Here is an 18345-nt window from a genome sequence, read left to right as displayed (position 1 = left end):
GGGCGCGACAAGTCGCTTCGCCCTCGTCAGCGCATTCGGCTTGTCTCCGATGTTCTGGGATACGTTGGAAATAGGACAGCCTCTTCTGGAAATGAGCCAGGAGCTTGTCTTTCTCGGGATCGACGGATGGAACCCTCATAGCTACATCGTACTGCTAGTTGGCGAATCCTTCCAGAGCACGCATGCCCACCAGATACTCCACCAGTAACGGAACACTCTCAGATACGCAGAGTGGTGCGGAGCCTATGTTCCCGATCTATTTCTGTGAGATTTGCGGCTTTAAAGGCGCTGCGTTCAACGTCGGGCGCGCGGACGGACAACTCAGCTATTGCGGCTGGGTGAATAACGAGCCGGGGTGCGTTGGCAAAGGCAAGCGCGAGGGGCAAGCGATCAAAGCGGCGCCTGGCGCACCGTGGGAGTAGCGGCCTACAGCGAGTTGATTAGAGGTTTCTTCGTGTCGGTGCCCTCGTAGCGCGATGAGTTGACCTCGCGACCGACGCGATGGAATTGGAGCAGGCTATCGATCTGGCTTCCGAGCAATAGCGCTTTGGCGTCCGATCCCTGATCTTCGCCAGAGAGCCAGCGGCCATAGGCCTCGGGGCTCAAGATTACCGGCATACGAGTATGGATGTGCTCGAGCTCGGGTGCGGCCGGCGCGGTGATGATGGTGCAGCTTGTGACGCCAAGATTGTCGTTGTGCGCCCAGATGCCAGCGAAGCTGAAACCCGCACCGCCTGGCATCTGCAGCAGCCACGGGTCTTTGCCATCGTCGTCCGCGTTCTTGGTCCACTCGAAATAGCCATCGGCAGGGATAAGGCAGCGCCGGGATTTGAAGCCCTCGCGGAATGCGCCTGATGTGTCCACCGTCTCAATGCGGGCATTGAACATGGCCGCCTTGGGCATCTCCTTGGCGAAGAACGGCACCAGCCACCAGCGGCCCCGGTTGAGCTCCATGTTCCCGGCCTTGTCGAGGTGCACGAAATCCACCGTCTGCGTCGGCGCGATATTGAAGCGCGGCTGCATGTTCGATGGGGCAGTGGGGTACATGTTGTCGCTCAGCTTGTAGAGCGCATGGATCTCCGACCAAGTCATCTCATTGGTGAAACGTCCGCACATGCATCAAATCCTGCAGCCAAGCGTTGATCGTGGAACCATGGAGGAAAACGATGAACACCGCAAACCTGCAGCTCGAGGGCCTGCTAATCGCAATGGCGTCAATGACCAACCTGCTGGTGGCAAAAGGACTGGTGAGCACTGAGGAAATTGCCGGGTCGCTGGATCGATCTGAGCAGACTGTGCTGGGGGATTACCGGGTCGAGGAAATGGACCCGGCTCAGCGAGACGTGATCGCATTCCCGATCAGGCTGCTTAAGCTTGCGAACAATGGTGGCTCGCCCGGTGAAGTTCAAACGTTCTCGGAACTCGCGAAGCTGGTGGGCCAGACCAAGGATAGCTACAACGATCAGGCCTAGAATGGGACAGTCAAACGCCTCGAGTTCCCGAGGCTCTCCCCATGCTCGGCGCCACAGCTCTCCGCCTTGGGGGTACGATTCGGCACGCTATGGTTCACAATTTGTGTGTGCAAATTGGCCCGTATCGGTGCGTATTTGATCTGAAAACTAAAGGCGTGTGTGCAGGAAGGCCTAGCAAAATCAATGGGCCATTCGGATTTGCAATCCGCTGCGTCACCACTCCGCCACGTGGCCTCACGTCCGCCTTTTCTGGCGTTTCACGATCCAAGTCAAGGCGGTGTTTGTAGTGCAACCACAGGATGTGCAAAAACCACGAGAGCGCAGGTTGTGGACCGTCGCCTCTGAGGGCTTGATCACTTGTGCGGCGCGATCCCGGTTTCTCCGAGGAGCGGGCCCGCCTCACATTCAACCGATCTTTTTACCCATCCTCGGGACTCTGCTTGTCACGTTAGCGCCTGTGGCATATTCACGGCCGACATAGGGCAGAGTGTCAGGGTGTCTCCAATGTCGGATTTTGAACGCGCGCGGCAGTCGATGGTCGATAACCAGCTGCGGACCAGTGCAGTTACAGACTGGCGCATTCTTACGCGGATGGCCGCTGTGCCACGCGAGGCTTTTGTCAACGATGCGCGCCGCCCCGTTGCCTATATAGATGACGTGCAGTGGCTCGGTGAACCAGATTCAAAGCGCTTCATGCCTGCGCCTGCCACCTTTGCCAAGCTGGTGCAGCTGGCCGAAGTGCTTGAAACCGATAGCGTTCTCGATATTGGCGCTGGCACAGGGTATTCGGCCGCGGTCCTCGCTGGCCTTGCCGCCACCGTGACCGGCATCGAGCCCGATGCGCAGCTTGCCGCCGTGGCAAACGCCAATCTCGCCAATCTGGGCATCACCAATGCGAAGGTCGTCGCTGGTGATATCGGACTGGTCGCTAAATCGACCTTCGACGTCATTATCGTTGAAGGCGCTCTGGATCAGGTTCCAGCAGAGTTTTTTGCTCGTCTCAGCGAAGGCGGGCGTCTTGTGGCGCTCATCCGCACGGGCGTCGTGGCGGTGGCCAATGTCTATGTGAAGAGCGGGGAGGGGATTTCTGCTCGCGCCGAGTTCAACGCAATGTTGCCGTCATTCTTCTCGGCTACGCGGGTTGACGAATTTGTGTTCTGAAACGGCGACGCCGGTCCTGTGTTGCCGCTCGGGCACGGAATCGGGCCAATCGTTCGTTAAAATTTGGTAAGTGATGCTGTGGCATGTTGTATCCACCATATGCCCGGCTATAGAGTTTGTGTGACTGGAGGCGCGGAATGAATTTTCGTTCGAAGATGGCCGGGAGCGTATTGACGCTTCTCGTAGCTGCTACGACTATCGGCGGCGCGCAAGCCCAGTCGATTACACAAGCTCTTACGGCTGCATACGAGCATGCGCCTGACCTGCAGAGCGCTTTGCTGAGCGCCAGGGCCTCGGCTGAAAACATCGCATTGGCGAAATCGGCCAAGTTGCCAACCATCGCGGGCGCCATCAGCGGCAATTACGATTGGACAGTCGGACGGGCGTCTCTGGCGAATCCTTCGGGTGACTTCAATGGCACCACGTCGGTAACGGCTGGCCTGAGCTACAACCAAACCATCTTCGACAACTTCAAGACCGAAGCGCAGATCGAAGCTGCCCGCGCCGGTGCTGAAGCTGCCGAATACCAGATCCGCAACACGGAGCAGAACATTCTGCTCGCGGTGGTGCAGGCCTATATGGATGTGCTGAGCAACCGCCAGTTGGTGGCCCTTAGCCAGGAAAATATCAATTTCTACACCGCCCAACTCCAGTCCTCGCGTGACCGCCTGGATGTTGGTGAAGGCACGCGCATTGACGTTGCGCAGGCGGAAGCGCGTCTTGCGCAGGGACAGGCCAGCTATCAGGCCTCGCTCAGCGGTCTCGAAATCAGCAAGGCGACGTTCCAGCGCTATGTTGGTGTCGCTCCAAGCAATCTCAGTGCAACGCACAATTTCTCGCGGTTGATTCCAAATTCCCTGCAGGCAGCAATCGCTGAAGCAGAAATCGGTCATCCGGCCATTCTGCTCTCAAAGGCGGCTATCCGTGCCGCTCAGGCCGGTAGCGATGCAGCATCTGCCGCATTCGGCCCGACTGCGTCCATCAACGGCTCGATCGGCACCGGTCTTGCGAGCCAGGGCGGTTCGCAGGGTGTCAGCGGTCGCCTAGGCTTCCAGATCAGCGTTCCGATCTATGCCGGTGGCGCGATTGGCGCGAGCGTGCGCAAGGCCAATATCGAGCAGATCAAGTCTGAAGTGGACGCAATGTCCGCCTACGACCAGATCCGCGCAGCAGTTATCGCCTCATGGGCCGGTATCCAGAGCGCCGATGCACAGATCTCGGCAGCGCAGTCGGCTGTGTCTGCCAGCCGTGAAGTTCTCGCTGGCGTTATTCAGGAGCGCGACCTCGGCACCCGCACGACGCTCGACGTGCTGAACTCGCAGGCTGACCTGACCACGGCCAGCATCGGCCTGATCAACGCTTCGACCAACAAGGTTGTGGCCACGTTCTCGCTGCTCTCCGCTCTCGGGCGTCTTACCGCAAGCGATCTTGGTCTGCCTGTGCAGGTCAAATCGGCAGTGGGCTACACCCAGGCCGTGCAGGACGTCTGGCAGGAATTGCGCACCGTCGCTGAGTAAACTGTCCGAAAATTAATCACTATGTTTTGTGGCCGGGTTATCCCCGGCCACAACTTTTAGTGGAAGACTGTCTGTACGGTGCTGTCAGTGATTCCTAATAAGAATGGCGCGCGATAAGGTATTGGTAACGAATCAGGTTGGTCCATAGGCGGAAGCCGCTTGGTTCTTGCGCGCACGAGTAAGAGGCACTGATGAATAAGCCGGCACCAAAAGAACCTTCGATGGACGAAATCCTGTCATCGATCCGGCAGATCATCGCTGACGACGACGCCGCAGGTGTGCCGCGTCGCCCATCGATTCAGGCTGCACCCCCACCGATGCAGGCTTCCCCTGTGCGCACCACGAACGACGCACTGGATCGCGATCTCAGTGACATGCTGGACGACATTGAGCCACTGGCGCTTTCGTCCGAGCAGATCGTCGAGCCCGCCAAACCTGCGCCTGCGGCCTTCAGCTTTGAGTCAATTCTTGCGGATACCGAAGCGGCCAATGAGGCTCCGGCCCCAGTTGCCCAGCTGGTCGATCCTGCCGATATTGGCTTTGACATCGACGAGCCAGAGGAAGAAGAGCTTCCAGCCTTCGACCCTGCGCCGGCCCCGGCGCCCGCAGCGGCCCAGATACATATTCCAGAACCAGTCCAAGAGGCTCCCGCTCGCCCACAGCCCAGCTTTGCGCAAGTGGCGCCCATGCCGGACCCAACGCTTAGCACCCATATGGCCGAACAACTTCTTGAGCCTGCAACCCAGGCTGCCGTCCGCAGCTCCATGACCAAGCTGAACGGCATGGGCCTGGGCAACACCGGCGCGACCATCGAGTCCCTGATGCGCGACATGCTTCGTCCGATGCTCAAGGAATGGCTCGATGAAAATCTGCCATCCGTCGTTGAGCGGATGGTTGAGAAGGAAATCGCCCGCATTTCGCGCGGCGATTGATCGAACCACGCGTCGCGCAGTTGACCCTGCGCCTTGCATTTGCTTGAAGTCTGCCAATCTTTCTTTTCGACCCGCCATGTCAAACTTGGCGGGTCGCTTCTGTTGCGAGTGACCAATGCTTGAAAAGACCTATGAGCCCGGCGCTGTCGAAGGCCGGATTTACGCCGACTGGCTCAAGGAGAATGCCTTTGCGGCTGGAGCAGGGGCCGCGCCCGGCGCTGAAACCTTCACCATCGTCATCCCGCCGCCAAACGTTACCGGCTCACTGCACATCGGCCACGCGCTGAACAACACGATCCAGGACATCCTGATCCGCTTCAACCGCATGTTGAAGAAGGACGTGCTTTGGCAGCCCGGCATGGACCATGCCGGTATCGCCACCCAGATGATCGTCGAGCGCCAGCTGGCCGAACGCCAGCAGCCGGGCCGCCGCGAGATGGGGCGCGAGAAGTTCCTGGAACGCGTCTGGGAATGGAAGGGCGAGAGCGGCGGTAACATCATGAACCAGCTCAAGCGCCTCGGCGCTTCTGCTGACTTTTCGCGTGAACGTTTCACCATGGGCGAAAACGGCGTTGCCGACGACCAGATGGTCCGCGCCGTCACCAAGGTGTTCGTGGAGCTGCACAAGCGCGGCCTGATCTATCGCGCCAAGCGCCTCGTCAATTGGCACCCAGGCCTGGAAACCGCGATCTCCGATCTCGAAGTCGAGAATATCGAGGTCAAGGGCCACATGTGGCACCTGCGCTATCCGCTGGCCGATGGTGTGACCTATCAGTTCCCGATTGCGCATGATGAAGAGGGTAAGCCCACCGAGTGGGAAACCCGCGATTACATCATCGTGGCCACCACGCGCCCTGAAACCATGCTGGGCGATAGCGGCATTGCAGTGCACCCGGAAGATCCGCGCTACGCATCGCTGGTTGGCAAGTTCATCGACCTGCCGCTGGTTGGCCGTCGCATTCCGATCGTTGCCGACGAATATGCCGATCCCGCTCTCGGCACCGGCGCGGTCAAGATCACCCCTGCGCACGATTTCAACGACTTTGAAGTCGGCGTGCGCAACAATCTCGACCAGATCAACGTCTTTACGACCCGCGGCGAAATCATCTCCGATGACTTTGTGCCCGCTGCCTATCGTGGCCTCGATCGCTTCGCTGCCCGCAAGGCCATCGTCGCGGACATGAGTGCGCTGGCCGAAGAGAACCCGACCCGTGGTCTCGATCACATCGAAGACAAGAAAATCATGGTCCCCCATGATGAAAAGTCCAAGCTGGTGGTCATCGAGCCATTCCTGACCGACCAGTGGTGGGTCAAGGCCGACGTGATGGCCCAGCCGGCCATGGCTTCGGTGCGCGAAGGCCGCACCAAGTTCGTGCCCCAGCAGTACGAAAACACCTATTTCGCCTGGCTCGAAAACATCAAGCCATGGTGCATTTCGCGCCAGCTGTGGTGGGGTCACCAGATTCCGGCATGGTATGGCCCGGATAATCACGCTTTTGTCGCCTACAACGAAGCCGAGGCGCAGCGTCAGGCCGACGCTCACTATATGCAGCCGACCCAGCTCAAGCGCGACGAAGACGTGCTCGACACCTGGTTCTCGTCCGCCCTTTGGCCGTTCTCGACCCTGGGCTGGCCCGATCAGACGCCCGAGCTGGCACGCTATTATCCGACCAGCGTTCTGGTCACCGGCTTTGACATCATCTTCTTCTGGGTCGCCCGCATGATGATGATGGGTCTCGAATTCCTCGAGGAAGAGCCCTTCCACACGGTCTACATGCACGCCCTGGTCCGCGACGAAAAGGGCCAGAAGATGAGCAAGACCAAGGGCAACGTCATCGACCCGCTCGAGCTGATCGACCAGTACGGCGCCGACGCGACCCGCTTCACGTTGGCCGCAATGGCCGCGCAGGGCCGCGATCTCAAGCTGTCGCTGCAGCGCGTCGAGGGCTATCGCAACTTCGTCACCAAGATCTGGAACGCCTCGCGCTTCCTCGAGATGAACGAGTGCCGTCGCGTCGAGGGCTATGATCCCAAGGCTAACAAGCTTCCGCTCAACCGCTGGATCGTCGGCGCCACTGCGCGCGGCGCTGCCGCCGTCACGCAGGGCATTGTCGACTACAAGTTCAACGAAGCTGCCAACAGCGCCTATGACTTCGTCTGGGGCACCTTCTGCGACTGGTATGTGGAATTCGCCAAGCCCGTCTTCATGGGCGAAGACGAAGAGGCCAAGGCCGAAACCCGCGCGACTGCCGCTTGGGCGCTCGACCAGATTCTGACCATTCTCCACCCCTTCATGCCCTTCGTCACCGAAGAGCTGTGGGCAGAGACCGGCAAGTTCGGGCCCGCGCGCACCAACATGCTGATCCTCACCGAATGGCCAGACCTGTCGGGCCTTGAAGATCCAGCAGCCGACGCCGAGCTCAACTGGCTGATCGAAGTGATCACCAATGTGCGTTCGGTCCGCAGCGAAATGAACGTGCCCGCGTCTGCCAAGCTGCCGCTGGTCGTCATCGGGGCAGGGGAGGAGACCCTGCGTCGCCTCGTCGCCGGCACCTCGCTGATCACGCGCCTTGCTCGCCTCGACTCGATCTCGCCACAGGCGACCATCCCCGGCGAGTCCGCGCAGTTCGTGGTTGGCGAGTCGACCTTTGCCCTGCCACTGGCCGAGTTCATCGACATCCCGACCGAGAAACTTCGTCTCGAAAAGGAAATCGGCAAGCTCGACGCGGAAGTCAGTCAGATCGACAAGAAGCTCGGCAACGAGCAGTTCGTCGCCAAGGCCCCCGAGGAAGTGATCGACGAGCAGAAGGCCCGTCGTGAAGCTGCCATCGACCGCCGTCAGCGTATCGCCGAAGCGCTCACGCGCTTGAGCTAGCCACTCACCCACCGCGTCATTCCTGCTTTCGCGGGAATGACGCGGTGGGCTAGGCTGCCCCCCGGACCGCGAGAACCATCATGGAAGATACGCCGCGCGAGCCGCCGACCAGAGCCGTACAGAATGGCATGGTCGGTGTCGGCGCCTTGCTTGTGTTCGACGGCAGGGGCGGAGTTACGCGCCACGAGCCCGATGGCAACACGCCCCACGTTCCCCTGCGCGGCTTCAAGCTCGTCTGTGGCAATTCCCGTTCACCCGAGTTCAAGGTGTGGCTTAAGGAAGAGCTGGGGCCTTTCAACGCCGAGCTGCTGACCGTGCCCAGTGCCCGTTCGCGCTGCACGGTGATTGAAGATCGTGCCATGGTCGTCATGCGCGTGGCGCGCCCCGGTGCGGCGCCGGACGATATCGGCAGGCAACTGCTGACGCTGTGGATCGAGCGGGGCCGCGTCATCATTGCGTCCGAGCTCAACATTCTCGATTTCCTTGGCATCACCAAATGGGAGACTTCCCATCATGCGCCAGTCAGCCCCGCCGATCTTGTCGCGCGGCTGGGTCTTCGCGCAGCCGACCGGCTGGAGCCTTTGGTGGAAGTGTTGGGCGATCGCCTCGACAGCATCGAGGAAGCGCTGATTGTTCAGGATAGCGCCAAGCTGACGAGCCGCCTGGCCGAGCTACGCCGCAACTTGATTGGCTTCCGCCGCATCGTCTGGCCGCAGCGCGATGTGCTCAATACGCTCGAAATTGAAGACCTGTCGTTCTTTTCTGCCCGGGACCGTTTGCGTCTGCGCGAGGCGTCGGCTCGTTCCGCCCGGATTGGCGATGAACTGCAGGCGCTTTCGGAACGCGCGGTTCTGGTCCACGAACAGATCATCGATAGCCGTGCCGAGCAGATGAACCGCACCATGCTGATCCTTGCTGCAGTCACCGTGGTGTTCATGCCGCTGACGCTGATCACCGGCGCTTTAGGCATGAACGTCGCGGGGATCCCCTTCGACGACAATCCGCATGCTTTCTGGATCGTCTGTGTTGGCCTTTTCGCCCTTTCTCTGGGCATTGTCTGGTGGATGCGGGGCCGTCGCTGGCTCTAGCGCATCGTGAGATGTGACGATTCAGCAACAAGGCCGTTGAATCGATTTCAAACCGAGGCTTGGCAATCATTTGGCGATATTTGTCGCCACAATCTCCCCTTAAACGAATTGGCGTAGGCATCTGGGGGCGGATAGCCTGTGGCCCGCGCGGTATTAACCGTGCGTCCACGAGTTTTCCTCTACCGGTGCCATGCTCAGTGGCGAGAGTGGCTGTTGCGTGCCGAATAGGCAGCAATAATGCGGCTTTGGCCAATTGTGTTGACGGAATCGGGGAACAGTTTGCGACCAGAAGTTGAGATGCAGGTAACCAAAAACGCCGCACCTCGTCTTTGTGATGGCCTTGGCTTAAATCCGGTCACAAACAGAGTTTACCGAATTGTTAACGGCCGCTTTCCTCGAGCTCGCGCTTGGGACATGTTGGCTTCAAATTTCAGGGCATCGCCAGTGGCTGCCCATTTCGGCGTCCGTATATCCGGCGCCGACGGTCGATTGTGCGCCCATAGCAGTGTGGGCAAAAGGAGTATCATGCGGACCATTAGGGACCATTCCCTGATTTCCGTGGCAATGGCAGCATCACTCGCCTTCACGGCGACGATCATGCCGGCGCACGCGCAGACAGCAGCAGATGCCGCACTCGGCATGGCCAATATGCTCGACGGGGCAGGCGGCGGTGTATCGGGCGATGACCTTTTGTCTGCCCTCGAAAACGCTGCCGAAGCCGGTCAGCCCATGGCCATGTGGCAGTTGGGCACCATGTACGAAAACGGTGAAGGCGTCGCCAAAGACCCCGCGCGCGCGTTTGGCTACTTCGCCCAGATCGCCAATGAACATGCCGACGCTGCACCCAAGGGTGTTGAGGCCGATATCGTGGCCCAGTCCTTCGTAAAGGTCGGGGATTACTACAAGCAGGGTCTGCCTGACGCCGGTATTCCGGTGGATGCCGAGCGCTCGCATGCGCTGCTGCTCCATGCCGCAACCTATTTCGGCGACGCTGATGCGCAGTATCGCGTGGGCCTGCTGTACATGCAGGAAAAGGAACTGGGCGTGAACCCGCTGCAGAGCGCGCGCTGGTTTTCGCTGGCCGCTCGCAAGGGCCATTGCCCGGCGCAGGCGCGCCTTGGTGGTCTGCTGTTTAATGGCGTGCCCGGCATCGAGGCGCAGCCCATTGAAGGCTTGATGTGGCTGAACGTGGCGGCTCTCCGTTGCGCCGGCACGGCAGACGCAGCCTGGATCGTCGATATGCGCAATCAGGCGCTGTCGCATGTCTCCCCCGAAATCAGCGAAGAAGCCACCGCTCTTGCCGATAGCGTCGCGCCTCAGTTCGCCGGCTTTTAAGCCAGACAGGCACTGCGGATACAAATTAGCCCTCGGACATGGTCCGAGGGCTTTTGCTTTTCGGCGTTGAGGTCAGGCCTCAGAGATTGAACTGCCCCTCGACGGGCACGTGATCGCTCGGTTTGTCCCAGCCGCGCACATCCTTGTGGATGGTCACACCTTCAAGTCGATCAGCTGCTTGCGGCGAAATCATCAGGTGGTCGATGCGGATGCCCGCGTCACGGCGCCAGGCGCCAGCCTGAAAATCCCAGAACGTGTAGGCCTTTTCGGCGGTCGTCGCGCGCAGGGCGTCAGTGAGGCCGAGGTTCGTGAGAGTGCGGAAGCGCTCAAGGCTTTCTGGGCGGTAGAGAGCATCGCCCCACCACGCATCAGGATCATGCGCATCAATCGGGGCAGGGATCAGGTTGAAGTCGCCCAACAGCACAAACGGCTCTTCCAGCGCCAGGCGCCGTTCGGTGAATGCGTTCAGGCGCTCCATCCACTGGAGTTTATAGGGGAATTTCTCGGTATCGACCGGATTGCCGTTCGGCAGGTAGATATTGCAGACGCGCACGACCCCGCTTTCGACCGAGAACACGCCCTCGATCAGACGCGACTGTTCGTCAGTGTCATCGCCGGGCAGGCCGCGCGTGACCTCGTCGAACGGCAGCAATGAGAGGATGGCAACGCCATTCCAGCTCTTCTGTCCATGCGTTTCCACATTGTAGCCGAGCGCTTCGATCTCGGCGCGCGGGAAGCCCTCGTCGACGCTTTTGATTTCCTGCAGGCAGACAATGTCCGGCTTTTCCTGCGCCAGCCAGGTCAGCAGGATTTCAAGCCGCGCCTTGATACCGTTGATGTTCCAGGTCGCTATACGCATTGCCATCTCCACTGCGCCGTCAATCTATCACGCAAACTCGGCATAGGCCGCATTGCGGACATTACGTGGAAATTTGCCATTGCAGCCTTCCACGGCTGTGTTGCTCATCGAGATCAATACCATCTCATTGGCCGGGTCCACGAGCCAGGAATGGCCATAAATGCCGCCCCATGTGAAGGTACCCACAGCTTCAGGCGTATCGGCCGCCGCCGGATCCAGCACCACCGCGCCCAGATAGCCAAAGCCCATCCCGGCATCGCCGGTGGAAAGCTCGACGATCTGGCTGCTAGTCGCCTCGGCCACCGTCTGTGGCTGGATGATTCCTTTGCCGCCCAGTCGCAATGCCTCCAGCAGCTTCAGGATATCGCTCGCTGTCCCGGCCATGCCTGCGCCGCCGGACTGGAATGCCTTCGGGTTGAACATGCGGATCGGCGAAAACAGGGTGCTGTTCCCCACAGAGCCTTCAGCCTGATAGTTATCGCCCATCGGCACCGGCTCAGGCTGATTGTCCGCATAAGGCGGTGCGAGCCGCGAATGTGAGGCAACAAAGAATCCTGTCTCTGTCATGCCGAGCGGTCCGGTGACAAAGTCCAGCACCGCTTCGCCCAGCATGCCGCCATGTGCCTTGGCCAGAACAGCGCCCAAAACATCGGTCGCCACTGAGTAATTCCATGCCGTACCCGGCGCAAACATCAGCTTTTGCTGCGCAATGCGCGTCAGATTCGCCTCGTGGTCGAGGTCGGTATCCTGCATGCCCGTAGTGATCTTGGGATCGCCCGGATACTCATAGCCAAGCCCTGAGGTATGCGTGAGCAGATGCCGCAGGGTGATTGGGGCGATCTCGCCGTCGTCCAGCTTTGGCTGAAAGTAGGGCAGGTGCTGATCCACCCGGTCATCGAGACTCAGCAAGCCCCTGTCCATCATCGCCAAAGCGGTTGCCGCGACGATCGGCTTGGTCACCGATGCCAGCCGATAAATGGCGTTCTCGGGCATGGGCGCGCCCGCCTCCCGGTCAAAATGCCCGGCGGCGCGGCGATAGATCACGCGCCCGGCCTTGGCGACCAGGACTTCCGTGCCCACGATGGTTTTGTTGGATATTGCGTCGTCGATGACGCGGTCGATCGAATTGGTCATGGCTGAACTCCGGGCGCGACTATGCAAAGTCGCGCCAGATTCAGCAACCGATCAACTTAAACGGCGAAGCTGGTACCGCAGCCGCAGGATGCGACAGCATTCGGATTTTTGATCTGGAACGACTGGCCGATCAGATCGTCGACGAAGTCGATCTCGGCGCCGCCAAGGAATTCCAGGCTCATCGAGTCGATCAGGACGACCGCGTCGCCCTTTTGCAGAACGATGTCGTCGCCTGCAGGTTTTTCCTGTACGAGGTTGTATTCATACTGGAATCCGGAACAGCCCCCACCGGCAACCGAGATGCGCAACACCGTGCCATCGGGCTCCTTGGACAGGATGCGCGACACGCGCTTTGCAGCGCGATCAGTCAGGACGACGTCGTTGGTGGCGAGTGCGGTGTCGGTCATGGTGTATCCGTGCCGTTTCGTAATGTCATAACGGTAGGGCTAAAATAGTAACTCTTGGCCGAAATGAAAAGGGTCTTGTGATCACCGATGAGCGAAACAGCTCCCTACGCGTCAAAATCCGAGCTCTCTCTTGGTCGCCTGCACGGGGCAGGGCCCAGCCCCACGCGCTCTGAATATCAGCGCGATCGCGACCGCATCATCCACTCCACGGCCTTCCGCCGCCTGCAGCACAAAACGCAGGTGTTTTTGCAGCATGACGGCAATCACTTTCGTAATCGGCTGACCCATACGCTCGAGGTCAGCCAGATGGCCCGCTCGATGGCGCGCGCGCTGCGTCTCGACGAAGACCTGGCGGAAGCCGTCGCGCTCAGCCACGATCTGGGTCACACCCCGTTCGGGCATGCCGGCGAGCGGGCGCTGCACCACGCCATGGCGCCCTATAAGGGCTTTGATCACAACATCCAGGCCATGCGCGTCGTCACCCGGCTCGAGAATCGCTACGCCGAGCACGATGGCCTCAATCTCACTTGGGAAACGCTTGAGGGCATCCTCAAGCACAATGGCCCGCTGACCAATGCCGACGGCACGCCCTACGGCAAGTTTGCACTCGAAGGCCTGCCTGCCGGTATCGACGACATTCCCGCCATCGCCGATCTGCGCCTCTCCAGCCACGCTTCGCTGGAAGCTCAGACCGCCGCTATCGCCGACGACATCGCCTATAATGCGCATGACATCGACGACGCCTTGCGCGCAGGGCTGATCACGCTGGCCGACTTGGTGGACGTGCCGCTGGCCGGCCCCATCGTGCGTGAAGTCCTTTCGCTTTACCCCGATGTCGCGCCCAATCGGCAGGCCCATGAAGTCCAGCGCCGCCTGATCACGCGTTCCATTGAGGACGTCATTGCCACCACCTCGGCCAATATTGCCGCCGCGGGCGTCAAGACCGTCGAAGATGTGCGCAATGCGGGGCAGACCCTCGTCACCTTCTCCCCGGCCACTGCCGAAGGCGAACGCGGGCTCAAGAGCTTCCTCTTCGAAAGGGTATATCGCCACGAAGCCGTGATGGTGCCGGTGCGCGCCAGCGAAAAGGTGGTCATCGACCTGTTTGAGCGCTATATGGCCACCAGCGATATGCCCGGCCGTTGGGGCATTTCCGCCAAGGCCGCGCCGGACGCCGATCATCGCGCCCGCATCGTTGCCGACTTCGTCGCAGGCATGACCGATCCTTATGCTCTCGACGAATATACCCGTCTGTTTGACGCTCGCCCGGATTTCCTTTAACCCGGCCCTACCTCAGTTTTCAGGTTTATCATGGACGTTTTCGCCCTTTTCGCTGCGCGGGTATCTAACGCGCTTCAGACTCTCTACCCCGATCTGCCGGCAGACCTGCTGGCCCGAATCGTGGTCGAGCCCCCACGCGATGCGGCCCATGGCGATCTGTCCACCAATGCGGCGATGATCGTCGCCAAGCCGCTCGGCAAGAACCCGCGCGAAGTCGCGACGGCTTTGGTTGAGCAGTTCAAGGCTGACGCCGACGTCACCGAAGTTGAACTGGCCGGTCCCGGCTTCATAAATTTCCGTCTGGCGACGCCGATCTGGCATCAGGTGCTGCGCTCCATCGCCACGCAGGGCGCAGAATATGGCCGCTCAGCGCTGGGCAAGGGCGAAGCCGTCAACATCGAGTTCGTCTCGGCCAACCCGACCGGCCCTATGCACGTCGGCCACACGCGCGGCGCTGTCTTCGGCGACACGCTGGCCTCGCTCATGGCGTTCTCTGGCTATGACGTGACCCGCGAATATTACATCAACGACGCTGGCAGCCAGATCGATACGCTCGCGCGCTCGACCTTCCTGCGCTATCGGGAAGCGCTGGGCGAAGCCATCGAGATCCCATCCGGCTTCTACCCCGGCGAATATTTGATGCCCGTCGGGCAGGCGCTCAAGGACGAATTCGGCGATAGCCTACTGACCAAGGCAGAGCCTGAGGTCACCGCGATCGTCAAGGGGCGTGTCCTTGCCGCCATGCTCGATCTGATCAAGAAAGATCTGGCCCAGCTCGGCATCCACCATGACGTGTTCTTCTCCGAGCGCACATTGCACGGGGAGGGCGGTGCTATCGACGCAACCCTCAAGTGGCTGCGCGAAGAAGGCATGGTCTATGAGGGGCGCCTGGAGCCACCAAAGGGCAAGGCCCCCGAGGAGTGGGAAGACCGCGAGCAGACATTGTTCCGCGCCACCGATTACGGCGATGACATCGACCGTCCGCTGGTCAAGTCTGACGGCACCTACACCTATTTCGCGGCTGATATCGCCTATCACCGCAATAAATTCCTGCGCGGCTTCAAGCACATGATCAACGTGCTGGGCGCCGATCACTCGGGTTACGTCAAGCGCCTGCAGGCGGCCACCAAGGCTGTCTCGCTCAATGCTGCCGATATGGACGTGCGGATTTGCCAGCTCGTTCGTCTGCTCAAGAACGGCGAACCGTTCAAGATGAGCAAGCGCTCCGGTGACCTCGTCACGCTGGCCGACGTGGTTGAAGAAGTGGGCGCTGACGCGACCCGCTTCATGCTGATGTATCGCCGTAACGACGCGTCGATGGACTTCGATTTCGCCCTGGTCAAAGAGCAGACCAAGGACAATCCGGTGTTCTACGTGCAGTACGCACATGCCCGCGCTTACTCGATCTTCAAGACCGCCCAGCGCGATCTGCCGGCCCTCGATGTTTCGCACGCAGCCCTTGCTGCAGCAGAGATCGAACGCATCGTAACCCCCGCAGAACTCGATCTCGTTCGTGTTCTGGCGGCATGGCCGCGCACCGTTGCGGCGGCCGCAGTCGCCCACGAACCGCACCGTATTGCGTTCTACGTTCATGACCTTGCCGCGGCCTTCCACAGCTTCTGGGCGAAGGGTAAGGATGATGTGTCGTTACGGTTTGTTAACTCTGAGGACCCAAAGCTGACTTTGGCTCGACTCGCCCTGGTCGATGCTGTGCGTCAGGTCATCGTAAATGGCCTCACGATTTTGGGCGTTTCCGCTCCCGAGGAACTTTCATAATTCGGGCGCAATACTATGATGACTCGCGGCAAAATGCCCTCTCCAGGGCGCCGTAGCAGGAACCTAGAGGGCGCTGCTTCTTGACGACAGCGAAACCGCAGCCGATGGCAGGACAATCCGACGCCCCCGACGATCTGATCGCCGAACTGGCAAAGCTGATGGCGCAGGGCGCCAAGGGCGATAGCGCTGCTGCGCCAGCCGCCCCAACGTTCAGTATTCGCATTCCCGGGGCAGAAAATGCCCCGGTTGCACCTCAGCCACCGCGTTTGGACTTCACCTCGGCGCTGAATCCAGCGCCGTCGTCGCCGATTTCTGCCGCGCCTAAGGAGCCCACGCTGGCTCCGGCGCAGGAAGATCCTGCGCCCTTCCATTTCGATTTCGACCTGAACGCCAATAGTCGCCAGCAACCGCCGCGGTCGTCACCGATTGCTCAGCCTGCTGCTGCGCAGCCGTCCACGCCCGCACAGTCTGCGCCCGTTCGCACCGAGCCAACTATGGCGCCGCCAGTGGCGGCACCGGCAGCTCCCGCAGCCGTTTCGCGTCCTGTCCAGGCTTCGCCAGTGGCACCAACGCCTGTGGCGCCCGCGCGCGCCGAGCCTGTCGCTCCGGTCGTCCCAACGCCAACGCCAGCGCCCGTTCAGGTGGCGGCCCCCGTCGCGCCAGAGCTGCCGCCGGAACCGGCGGATGAGCATGATACGATTGCCGACCTCATTGCCGCTGAACTGGCCGGTGGTGGGGATGACGATGCGCCTGCTGATAATCTGGAACATGAGCTCAACGCCGCGCTGACCGAAATGCGCGACGCCCAGCCGCCGCATGTTGAGCCGACCTTCTCGGTCTCGCCCGAACAGGACCGTTTCAAGGTACCGCCCGTGTTTGGCCTGGGCACAAGCCCTGAAGCGCCCCGTGCGTCGGTAGAGCCTACGTTTGCGCGCCCCCTGGCGACGCCGCAGCCTGTTCCTGCTGCGCCGCGCCATATTGCGCCCGTTGAGACTTATCCCATTTTTACCGGAGCCTCGCCTGTTTCGGCTGAGCGAGAGCCTGTACCGGCTTCGTTGAGTGCCGATGCCGATGTTGGGCTGGATCCTATCGACGAGATCGAAAGCCTGATTGGCCGCGCCGTGCGTGTCGAGCTGGACCCGCCAGCCGAAGAGCCCGTGCCTGAGGCGGTAGAGCGTCCGGTTACAAGTCCGGCTTTGCGTAGCCTTGCAACACCAACACTACCCGCAGAACCGCCCGCGCCGCCGCCACGTCGCCGCATGTCCGGTGCCGATGAAGCCATTTTTGCCGCCGCCGAAGCCTCTGGGGCCAAGGTTGGTTGGGTTGATGCGCCTGAAGCGCGTGGCGACGCTGATTTCGGCGATGAGCCGGTTCGCGAAAGCAGGAAGCGTGGTTTCCGCATGTCGCGCGCCGTGCTTGGGCCTGTTGTGGCTCTGGGCTTGCTCGCGGTTGCTGGCTTTGGTCTCTATTGGGTCTTGGGCATGCAGCGTGAGGACGGTCCTGCGCCGCTGCTGACTGCCGATGGTGCGCCTGTAAAGTCAGTTCCCGAAGTTGACCCCAACGCCACGACATCGCAGTCCGTTGTTTTCAACGAGATCGACGGTGTTGTTCCCGGCGCTGACGAGCAGCTCGTCTCGCGTGATCAGGCCGATGTAAACGAAGTCACCCAGGTTCCGCCGCCGGCCGTCAGCGAAGAGGGCCTGGCAAACCGCAAGGTCCGCACCCTCACAGTGCGTCCAGACGGCACGATCGTCAGTGGCGATGACAGCGTGGCTGGTAGCTCCATCCTGCCGGTAGATCGTCCGAATGTTCCCGAAGTGCCAGGCGCTCAGGCGGCCAGCTCGGAACTGCTTGCTGCCAGTGCGAATCCCGCACCGACACCAACCCCAGCTGCAACGCCAGACGTGACGGCGCCTGTCGCGGCTCCAGTGACGCCGGTAACCCCCGGTTCGACGGTTCCAGTGGTTGACCTGGCGGGCAATCCTGTTGCCGGCAAGACCACTGTCATTCCGCGTACGCGCCCAACCCGGTTTGCGCCACAGGCTTCTGCCGCGCCCGTAGCGACGCCGGTCAACGCCATTGTGAACACTGCGTCCACCGCTCCAGCGGCGGCCGCACCTGCTCCCCAGCCCGTGGCAACGTCCGCCGTCAGCAATGCACCGGCCTACGTTCAGCTTGCGTCGCAGCGCACGGAAGCGGACGCGCAGCAGACTGTCGCATCGTTGATCCGCCGCTTCGGCCCTGTTTTCAATGGCGCAAGCCTTGAAGTGCAGCGCGTCGATCTTGGCGCAAAGGGCATCTTCTTTCGCGTTCGTGTGCCAGCCAGCTCGCTCGCTGACGCCAACACGCTCTGCACCAATGTGAAAGCCGCAGGTGGCGACTGCTTCACCATGTAGTTTGTCGCTGCGGCGACGAACCGGTGCACATTGCCTCACTCAGCCATCCCGCGCTTGACGCCTGCCGACCGAGCCGCCAAGGATGTCCGCACGTTCAAGCAATGCGGCACCG

At 60.9% G+C, this 18345-nt stretch carries 14 protein-coding genes and 1 tRNA gene; 10 read left to right on the top strand and 5 right to left on the bottom strand.

Annotated features, from left to right (window positions below):
• Window positions 1–426: 426 nt before the first annotated feature.
• Complete coding sequence (locus WH87_RS04570) at window positions 427–1116, bottom strand: SOS response-associated peptidase (RefSeq protein WP_046138296.1); 690 nt, start codon at window positions 1114–1116, stop codon at window positions 427–429.
• Window positions 1117–1166: 50 nt separating this feature from the next.
• Between WH87_RS04570 and WH87_RS04565 the strand changes: the two genes are divergently transcribed.
• On the top strand, window positions 1167–1472 hold the full coding sequence (locus WH87_RS04565; RefSeq protein ID WP_046138297.1) for a hypothetical protein: 306 nt from the start codon (window positions 1167–1169) through the stop codon (window positions 1470–1472).
• 80 nt (window positions 1473–1552) lie between these two features.
• Here WH87_RS04565 and WH87_RS19515 read toward each other — a convergent pair.
• A tRNA-Cys gene (locus WH87_RS19515) sits at window positions 1553–1706 on the bottom strand.
• A gap of 270 nt (window positions 1707–1976) precedes the next feature.
• Between WH87_RS19515 and WH87_RS04560 the strand changes: the two genes are divergently transcribed.
• The 6 genes from WH87_RS04560 to WH87_RS04535 all read left to right on the top strand — a co-directional run bounded on the left by WH87_RS04560 (window position 1977) and on the right by WH87_RS04535 (window position 10380).
• Entirely contained in the window at window positions 1977–2633 is a 657-nt protein-coding gene (locus tag WH87_RS04560) for a protein-L-isoaspartate O-methyltransferase family protein (protein ID WP_046138298.1), read from the top strand.
• A 137-nt stretch (window positions 2634–2770) separates the two neighbouring features.
• Complete coding sequence (locus WH87_RS04555) at window positions 2771–4150, top strand: TolC family outer membrane protein (protein WP_052726315.1); 1380 nt, start codon at window positions 2771–2773, stop codon at window positions 4148–4150.
• 191 nt (window positions 4151–4341) lie between these two features.
• Window positions 4342–5082 (top strand): PopZ family protein, encoded by a 741-nt coding sequence (locus WH87_RS20160; RefSeq protein WP_082092493.1) that lies wholly within the window; start codon window positions 4342–4344, stop codon window positions 5080–5082.
• A 115-nt stretch (window positions 5083–5197) separates the two neighbouring features.
• On the top strand, window positions 5198–7957 hold the full coding sequence (locus WH87_RS04545; protein WP_046138300.1) for a valine--tRNA ligase: 2760 nt from the start codon (window positions 5198–5200) through the stop codon (window positions 7955–7957).
• Window positions 7958–8037: 80 nt separating this feature from the next.
• Complete coding sequence (locus WH87_RS04540) at window positions 8038–9045, top strand: CorA family divalent cation transporter (protein ID WP_052952304.1); 1008 nt, start codon at window positions 8038–8040, stop codon at window positions 9043–9045.
• 525 nt (window positions 9046–9570) lie between these two features.
• Window positions 9571–10380: a tetratricopeptide repeat protein gene (locus WH87_RS04535; protein ID WP_046138301.1), complete on the top strand. Its 810-nt coding sequence runs from the start codon at window positions 9571–9573 to the stop codon at window positions 10378–10380.
• A 79-nt stretch (window positions 10381–10459) separates the two neighbouring features.
• Here the strand turns inward: WH87_RS04535 and xth are convergent, their stop codons facing one another.
• From xth to WH87_RS04520, 3 genes are read right to left on the bottom strand one after another with little or no spacing between them, the layout of a single operon-like run.
• Window positions 10460–11239 (bottom strand): exodeoxyribonuclease III, encoded by a 780-nt coding sequence (gene xth, locus WH87_RS04530; protein ID WP_046138645.1) that lies wholly within the window; start codon window positions 11237–11239, stop codon window positions 10460–10462.
• Window positions 11240–11266: 27 nt separating this feature from the next.
• Complete coding sequence (locus tag WH87_RS04525; RefSeq protein WP_046138302.1) at window positions 11267–12373, bottom strand: serine hydrolase domain-containing protein; 1107 nt, start codon at window positions 12371–12373, stop codon at window positions 11267–11269.
• Between the two features lie 56 nt (window positions 12374–12429).
• Complete coding sequence (locus WH87_RS04520) at window positions 12430–12780, bottom strand: HesB/IscA family protein (protein ID WP_046138303.1); 351 nt, start codon at window positions 12778–12780, stop codon at window positions 12430–12432.
• 87 nt (window positions 12781–12867) lie between these two features.
• On the opposite strand from WH87_RS04520, the gene WH87_RS04515 reads away from it, so the two are divergent.
• The 3 genes from WH87_RS04515 (at window position 12868) to WH87_RS04505 (ending at window position 18233) form a co-directional block, all read left to right on the top strand.
• Window positions 12868–14061: a deoxyguanosinetriphosphate triphosphohydrolase gene (locus WH87_RS04515; RefSeq protein WP_046138304.1), complete on the top strand. Its 1194-nt coding sequence runs from the start codon at window positions 12868–12870 to the stop codon at window positions 14059–14061.
• A gap of 30 nt (window positions 14062–14091) precedes the next feature.
• Complete coding sequence (gene argS, locus WH87_RS04510; RefSeq protein ID WP_046138305.1) at window positions 14092–15837, top strand: arginine--tRNA ligase; 1746 nt, start codon at window positions 14092–14094, stop codon at window positions 15835–15837.
• Between the two features lie 104 nt (window positions 15838–15941).
• Window positions 15942–18233 (top strand): SPOR domain-containing protein, encoded by a 2292-nt coding sequence (locus WH87_RS04505; RefSeq protein WP_046138306.1) that lies wholly within the window; start codon window positions 15942–15944, stop codon window positions 18231–18233.
• The last annotated feature ends 112 nt before the right edge of the window (window positions 18234–18345 follow it).

The sequence above is a fragment of the Devosia epidermidihirudinis genome (assembly GCF_000971295.1).
In the GTDB taxonomy this organism is placed as follows: domain Bacteria; phylum Pseudomonadota; class Alphaproteobacteria; order Rhizobiales; family Devosiaceae; genus Devosia; species Devosia epidermidihirudinis.
Note: the sequence above shows the minus strand (reverse complement) of the source record. Positions and strands in the feature narration are given on the sequence as shown.